Annotated in this window: 5 protein-coding genes and 1 pseudogene; 5 read left to right on the top strand and 1 reads right to left on the bottom strand. The window is 45.4% G+C overall.

The window, feature by feature from the left end:
• Positions 1 to 322, bottom strand: a pseudogene (locus LKD71_RS17485) (hypothetical protein); the annotation flags it as partial.
• A 205-nt stretch (positions 323 to 527) separates the two neighbouring features.
• On the opposite strand from LKD71_RS17485, the gene LKD71_RS17480 reads away from it, so the two are divergent.
• The 5 genes from LKD71_RS17480 (at position 528) to LKD71_RS17460 (ending at position 6,730) form a co-directional block, all read left to right on the top strand.
• A complete protein-coding gene (locus LKD71_RS17480; protein WP_227616371.1) occupies positions 528 to 1,547 on the top strand; it encodes a LacI family DNA-binding transcriptional regulator in 1,020 nt (339 codons plus the stop codon).
• 119 nt (positions 1,548 to 1,666) lie between these two features.
• Positions 1,667 to 2,965 (top strand): ABC transporter substrate-binding protein, encoded by a 1,299-nt coding sequence (locus LKD71_RS17475; RefSeq protein ID WP_227616370.1) that lies wholly within the window; start codon positions 1,667 to 1,669, stop codon positions 2,963 to 2,965.
• A 21-nt stretch (positions 2,966 to 2,986) separates the two neighbouring features.
• A complete protein-coding gene (locus LKD71_RS17470) occupies positions 2,987 to 4,090 on the top strand; it encodes a glycoside hydrolase family 172 protein (protein WP_227616369.1) in 1,104 nt (367 codons plus the stop codon).
• 327 nt (positions 4,091 to 4,417) lie between these two features.
• A complete protein-coding gene (locus LKD71_RS17465; RefSeq protein WP_227616368.1) occupies positions 4,418 to 4,924 on the top strand; it encodes a hypothetical protein in 507 nt (168 codons plus the stop codon).
• 405 nt (positions 4,925 to 5,329) lie between these two features.
• Positions 5,330 to 6,730, top strand: coding sequence for a hypothetical protein (locus tag LKD71_RS17460; RefSeq protein ID WP_227616367.1), 1,401 nt, complete (start codon positions 5,330 to 5,332; stop codon positions 6,728 to 6,730).
• Positions 6,731 to 6,802: the final 72 nt, after the last annotated feature.

The following is a 6,802-nucleotide window of genomic DNA, read 5'->3' as shown; positions in this document are numbered from 1 at the left end:
CAAAGCCGAGGTTGTTCTGTAAGCGAAGCGAACAGAACTTCCACAAGGCAGTCTGGGTAGAAGAAAATCGGATGGAAAGAAACAAAAACATTTCTGTGTGTGGTTTTGAAGGTATATGAAATGAGAACCAGGAGCGAAAAGCTTCTGGTTTTTTTTGATGGACAAAGGGGACGGTGTTTTTGGTTAGCGGCGAATTTTCTTCCGCCGTCTGCTCCTCGTCCAGAGTCCAGTCATGCATGATACCGGCCTTTCCAAAACTCATGCAGCCCACGCAGATCTTTGAAATCTCAATGTCAGTGTTTCCAAGCTTTGTATAATCCATAGTTTCCGTCCTTTCTTTGTGTTGTTGCTTTTATTGTAAATATAGAGAGAAAAAGTCTAATACCTGTTAAACATCAGGTGATATGCCTGAAAGGTATTTTTCGGCAGTTATCATTCAGATTTATGCCTGGAAAGCATTTCAAAGAGGGATACAAAATACTTCCAAAATCTGCTATAGTAAAAAAAGAAAAGTTGAGGAGGGGAATATGGCGACAATCAAGGAAATTGCGGAGAAGCTGGGGATCAGTACGACTACCGTTTCCAATGTGATTCATGGAAAGACGGGAAAAATGTCAGCGGATACGAGGAAAAAGATTGAGGAAGCGCTGGTACGTTACCACTATGTTGCCGATTACAGAACGGAGAAAGAGACGGAGGAGCTAAAACTTATTCTGGTAAGTTTTTGCCTGGGAGACAAAGAAAATATCCTTATGGACCCTTTCTGCGGGGAAATGCTGGGAGCGATTGAAAAAGAACTCCATTCGTATCACAGACATGTCTTGTACGATTCTTCCTTAAATGAAGAAGATCTTATCCGAAAAAGTCAGGCCTTTTCGATTGAGGGAGCGCTGGTTTTGGGAGAGAGTCCGAAAACCTGTGAGTACCTGGCAAAATGTATGCCGAAGCCGGTGGTTTTTATCGATTCGGAGGAAGGGCCTTATGACAATGTCAGCGGTCAGAGCGTGGACGGGGCCAGAAGCATGGCGGAATATCTGCTCAGTCAGGGACATGAAAAAATTGCTTTTTTCTGCGATGAACGGCTGGAGTATGGGAGCACGAAGGAAAAACTGCAGGGCGTCAGGGAGGTTTTGGAGCGTGCCGGGAAAAGGCTGGAGGAGAAGGACATTTTTGTGCTGCCCGAGGAGCGGCTTTTGCGCTCGGAAATTTTCCGGAGTTTTGTTCCGAGGGTAAAAAAACAGGAATATACGGCGGCTTTTTTCTGTTCAGATTATTATGCCTGCGAGGCCATGGATGTATTTTCGATTCAGGGACTAAAACTTCCCGAGGAACTTTCTGTGACAGGTTTTGATGATAACCCGTTTGCGAAACTTGTGACGCCCAGACTGACGACGATCCGGCAGTATCCGTCCCTTCGGGCCAAAGAGGCGGTAAAGCTTCTTATGAAAAGGATACGGGGAGAAGCGGTGGCTGTCCACAGCTACAGTTTTCCGTTGGAGTTGATTGTACGGGACAGTGTGAAGAACAGAACCTTTGAGCAGAAGTGACAAAAACGGGCCTTCTTTTTTGTCAAAAAATCTGGTTTTGAAGATAACCAGTTGAATAACCTCATGCAACCATTTAGTCTGTATTTCAGCAAAAGATATTTTCAAGGAGGTTATTCAACATGAAAAAGAAACTGATTTGTGCGTTAATGACAGCTGCAATGGCCGGTTCTCTGGTATCTGGACTGACCGTATCCGCAGATTCCGACAGCCAGGTAACGATTTCTCTTTACACTACTCTGCCCAATAAGGATTCTCAGTTTGAGCAGCTGTGCGAGGAATTTATGGAGGAAAATCCGGATATCAAGGTAAATTATATTGCTTATGACAGCAGTGAGAAACAGAAATGGATGACTCTTTACGCAAGCGGAGAGGCTCCTACCGTTTCCATTATGGACCCCATCGATATTCAGGAAAATATCGAAAATATGGCAGCCTATGATCTGGATGAAGATTCCTGGATCACCGATCAGGTAGATGAGTCTTATCTGGATGTATTTAAGGGAGAGGACGGCAAGCTCTATGCAGTGCCGAACTGTGTGACAGCCATGGGTATCGTTTATAACAAGACTGTGATCGAGAAAGCCACCGGAGAGCCTTTTGATCCGTCATCCATCAAGAGCAATACAGATCTGGAGGCCCTCTGCGAGAAGATCCAGGCGGGCGGCGTGTCACCGATCATGTTTACCGGTGTGGACTGGTCTCTGGGATCTCATTACCTCAGCCAGGTATTTTCCGGTATTCAGGGAGATACGGAGGCGCAGCAGAACTTTATCAACAGCCTAAAGGACGGTTCTGCGGAGCTGAAGAGCAATGCTGCCTGGAACAGTGTGATGGATACCTTTGATATCATCGCAAAATACAATTATAACTCCAATGATCCGCTGGTCGGAAATACGGATATTGACGGCCAGGCCATCGCAAAAGGCGACGTTGCCATGTGGTTTATGGGTGACTGGGCCTGGAATTACATCAAAGATTCTGCTTCTGCAGACGACGAGTTCGGTCTGATGCCTTGCCCGCTGACCGGAAATGAGGAGGATGCTGTCAATACAGAGCTTGGTGTTTTCTGCTCTAAGGGTTACTGCATCGATGCCAGCCAGAATTCCGAGGAAGAGCAGGCAGCAGGTAAAAAACTGGTAGAATTTTTCTGTGTGGAAAAAGCCCAGGAAATGTCAGATCTTCTGGATATGGCCCTGCCCTTCAGCAAAGTAGACGTCTCTTATGATAATCCGCTGGTATCCTCCACTCAGAGCTATATTGCAGATGGAGCAGTATCCAGTACCTATGCTTTCAGCCGCCTGCTTCCGTCTGATTTCTGGTCTGAGAATGGAGCTGTTATGCAGCAGTATCTGACCAATGTGATGGACCGCGACGCTGCCGCAGATGCGATTCAGACCTACTGGCAGAATCAGAAATAATATTTACAGGGGGAGAAAAAGATGGTTCAGTTTACCAACAGCCTGGATTCACTTATGTTTCAGAAAAAAGGAAAAAGCCGCTGTATCAATCAGGAAAATCCGAGGGGAGAAAAAGGAAAGGGCGGAATGGCAGCAGGAAGCCTTGGCCCTGGCAGAAAAGGTTCTCCCTGTATGGAGAAGATCGCGCCGGGAGAGACGAGAGTGCTGGCGGAGATGGAAGGGCCGGGTGTCATTCAGCATATCTGGATGACGGTTACAGACCGTACGGAAAAGGATTATTATGTGCTGCGCGACCTGGTTCTGCGGATTTATTGGGACGATGAAGAGGAGCCGTCCGTGGAAAGCCCGCTGGGAGATTTTTTCTGCTGTGGTTTTGCAAGGGGCTGTATGGTAAATTCTCTCCCGATTGTGGTAAATCCTTCCAGAGGCTTCAACAGTTATTTTCAGATGCCTTTCCGGAAAAAAGCCCGCATTACGCTGGAGAATCAGCATGAAGCGGAGATACCGGCATTTTTCTACCAGGTCGATTATACGCTCTACGACGAGATTCCCGAGGATGTGGCCTACTTCCATGCACAGTGGAGACGGGAGCGCCTGACGGAGCTTAAGAAGGACTATACGATCCTGGACGGCGTAAAAGGAAAAGGACATTACGTTGGCACCTATCTTGCCCTCACAACCCTGGAACGTTATTGGTGGGGAGAGGGAGAGCTGAAGGTTTACCTGGATGGTGATGAGGAATATCCGACTATCTGCGGTACGGGAACAGAGGATTATTTTGGCGGCGCCTGGAGCTTTACGAAAACGGAAAACGGCGTAGCCAGAGAACAGACCTACTGTACGCCTTTTATGGGATATCCCTATTATTCCAGAGAGGATGACACGGTCTACAATCCTTATCACATGAACGATATGCCAACGGAACGTGGTTTTTATCGCTGGCACATCATGGACCCGATCCTTTTTGATGAAGATATCCGCGTGACCATCCAGCAGATCGGCGTCTGCCACAAAGGCCTCTTTGAACGCCAGGACGACGTCTCCAGTGTAGCCTACTGGTATCAGTCCGAACCCCACCAGCCCTTCCCGAAGCTTCTGCCCAGAGAAGAGCGCTGGCCGAGATAAAATCAAATAGCAGTAATGAAAAGCAGGGACTCTTTAAAGAATGAAAGGGTTCCTGTCTTTTTTAAGAAAAGTTTTAAATTATGCATACACAGCATAAAAAAATATATATGCAAAATTATATTTATTAAAAATACATAAAACAGATGACAAAACAAAAAAATTATGCTATCATACAAATAAGAATTTTATTTCTAATATTCTTTTACGGCTGAAGCCGTTTCTGTGTTTTGCTGCGTTCGCAGCCTTAGAAATTCCCAATGCGATACTGAAAACTGAATAAAAGGGAGTTTCTAAAGAGAAAATGCAGAGGAACTGGAGATTGTGACATTGGAAAATGTTGTTTATCTGGCCATGAGAAATGATCTGGCTTATGTGTTCCATGATGAGCTGTTTCTTTATGAACAGCAGTCCAGTAAGAATGGAAATATGCCTTTACGTTGTCTTTTTTATGTCAGTGACAGTTATTCCAAAATGGTCAGATCTCAGAATTTGTATGGTTCCAGACAGATCAAAGTTCCTGCGCCGATCTTTGTTGTCTTTTATAATGGGAAAGAGAAGGTAGAAGAAAAGGATCTTCTTCTTTCGGAAGCCTATACAAAGAAGACAAAAGCTCCAAACCTGGAATTGCGTGTAAAGGTCCGGGATATCAATCTTGGAAATAGTGAGGAAATTTATAAGAAAAGCCGCACGATGCGGGAATACATGATCTTTGTGGACAAAGCACGCAGATACTCTGAAGGACAGCCGCTGGACGATGCTATTGAGCGGACCGTGGAGGAATGCATTCGGGAAAATGTCCTCAGAGATTTTCTGCTGGAAATAAATCGGAGGTGAAAAAGATGTGTCTTTACGAATATGACGAAGAACAGCAGAGAAAATGGGATCGCGAAGATGGCAAAGAGGAAGAAAGAAACAGAATGGTAAAAGTGCTTCTGCGGTAGGGGATTCTTTCGGATGAGAAGATCATGGAAGTGGCAGAGATCAGCGAGGAAGAGCTCTTCATAAAAAAAGAAGGGTTCTTCTTTTTATGAAAAAACCACTTGCAAAACAGAACGATACATGTTAATATGAAAGTGTCTTTTGAAAAGCAATTCTATATCATTTCAAAGTTTGTCTTTATTTATCACTATTATTCAAACAATACCACACACAGCAATGGAAAAAGCGAACAGGATTTTGACAGGAGGGTATTTCTATGCAGGTATCTTTAGCAGAAAAAGAGAAAAAGGGGGCCGTTCTATGCAGATTTACTCTGCAATGATTCCGGTAAAGGAGTCATTTTCAAAGAAAGAATTTGTGCGGCTGGTCCTGGAGTGGAATCAGGGAAGTCCGTGCGACAGGATGAAGGGAGTGAACTGGGATGGAGAGAGTTACTCTTTGTGCTGGCGGGATGAAAGCCGAATGCTGGCGCTGGAAGAACTTCCGGAAAAACGGATAATCGCGGCAAGATTTCAGAAAGAAGACATTTATGGAATGATCTGGACGACTGATCTGATCCTGAATCTGGAGGAAAAACGTCTTTCGGTCAGGCTGGATCAGGAGACTACAGAGCGGACAAGTTCCTTTTTTTATCATTTTTCTCCACCATATTTTATCAGAATGGTGATACGGAAGGGGTATGCTGGAATGGATGGCCGGCTGCCGGTCACAGGAGAGCCTGTGGCACTTGGAATCAGGGAAAAAGAACTGGCGGAAGCAGTGCTCCTTGGAAAAGAGCATTTTCAGCTGCCGGTGGTTTATGTGACAAAAAAGTGGGATGGCACTTATCCGCTGCATGTAAAACGGCTTTCCAAACTGCTTCAGGGGACGGCTTATGTACTGAAAGAGGCAGATCCGAAGCTTGGAGCACTTTTGCGGAAAAGCTGCGACGGGGAAAATCCCCATCATGGAGCCATTGGTATCTATTATCCTTCAGCCTCCGCGGAAAATAAAAAGATTCATTTTGAACCCTATACAGAAGAAATTTTATCTCAGAAAATCGTCAATATGATCTATCGATACGAAAACCAGCAGACGCGCGGGCCTTTGTATCTCTGGGAAGACATCCGGATGGAACGTCTTCGTCTGAACCATTCGGTTCTTTTAAACAATCACAGGAAAATACAGGAAGAAAATCAGGATCTTTACGAAATCTTTGAGGCGCAGCTGAAAAGCCAGGAAGAGCGCATCGAGACACTGACGAATCGCGTGACGGCGCTGAGCCTGGAAAATCAGGGGCTCCATGCGAAAATGGAAGAGAGGCAGGCGGTTCCTCTCCTTTATAAAGGGAGTATGAGAGAATTTTATGAGGGAGAGGTCCGCGGCATCCTTCTGGAGCTGCTCGAAGACTGTCTGGAAAGACAGGAGCCGGATACTAGAAGCCAGGAGATTCTTAAGAATATTCTGGAAGAAAATAAAAAAGCGGGCCGGCAGGAGAACCGAAAAAGCCGAATCAAAAGGCTTTTAAAAGGTTACTCCAACCTGTCCGCATCCTTGAAACACGATCTTGAGGAATTGGGTTTCTCTGTGGTTTCCGAGGGGAAACATTATAAGCTTACTTATTTTCAGGATCCCCGCTATACTATCGTTATGGCCAAAAGCTGCAGCGATGCCAGGGCCGGAAATAATCTGGCCTCCGAGATCATTCGGAAAATGCTTTAGGAAAATAAGCGGGAATCCTCGGTAATTTAATTGCCGAGATGAAAGCGAAAACTGTGCATATCTGCACATGGT

Source organism: Fusicatenibacter faecihominis (assembly GCF_020686945.1).
In the GTDB taxonomy this organism is placed as follows: Bacteria; Bacillota; Clostridia; order Lachnospirales; family Lachnospiraceae; genus Limivivens; species Limivivens faecihominis.
The sequence above is the reverse complement of the archived record's forward strand: the minus strand, read 5'-3'. Positions and strand labels throughout refer to the sequence as shown.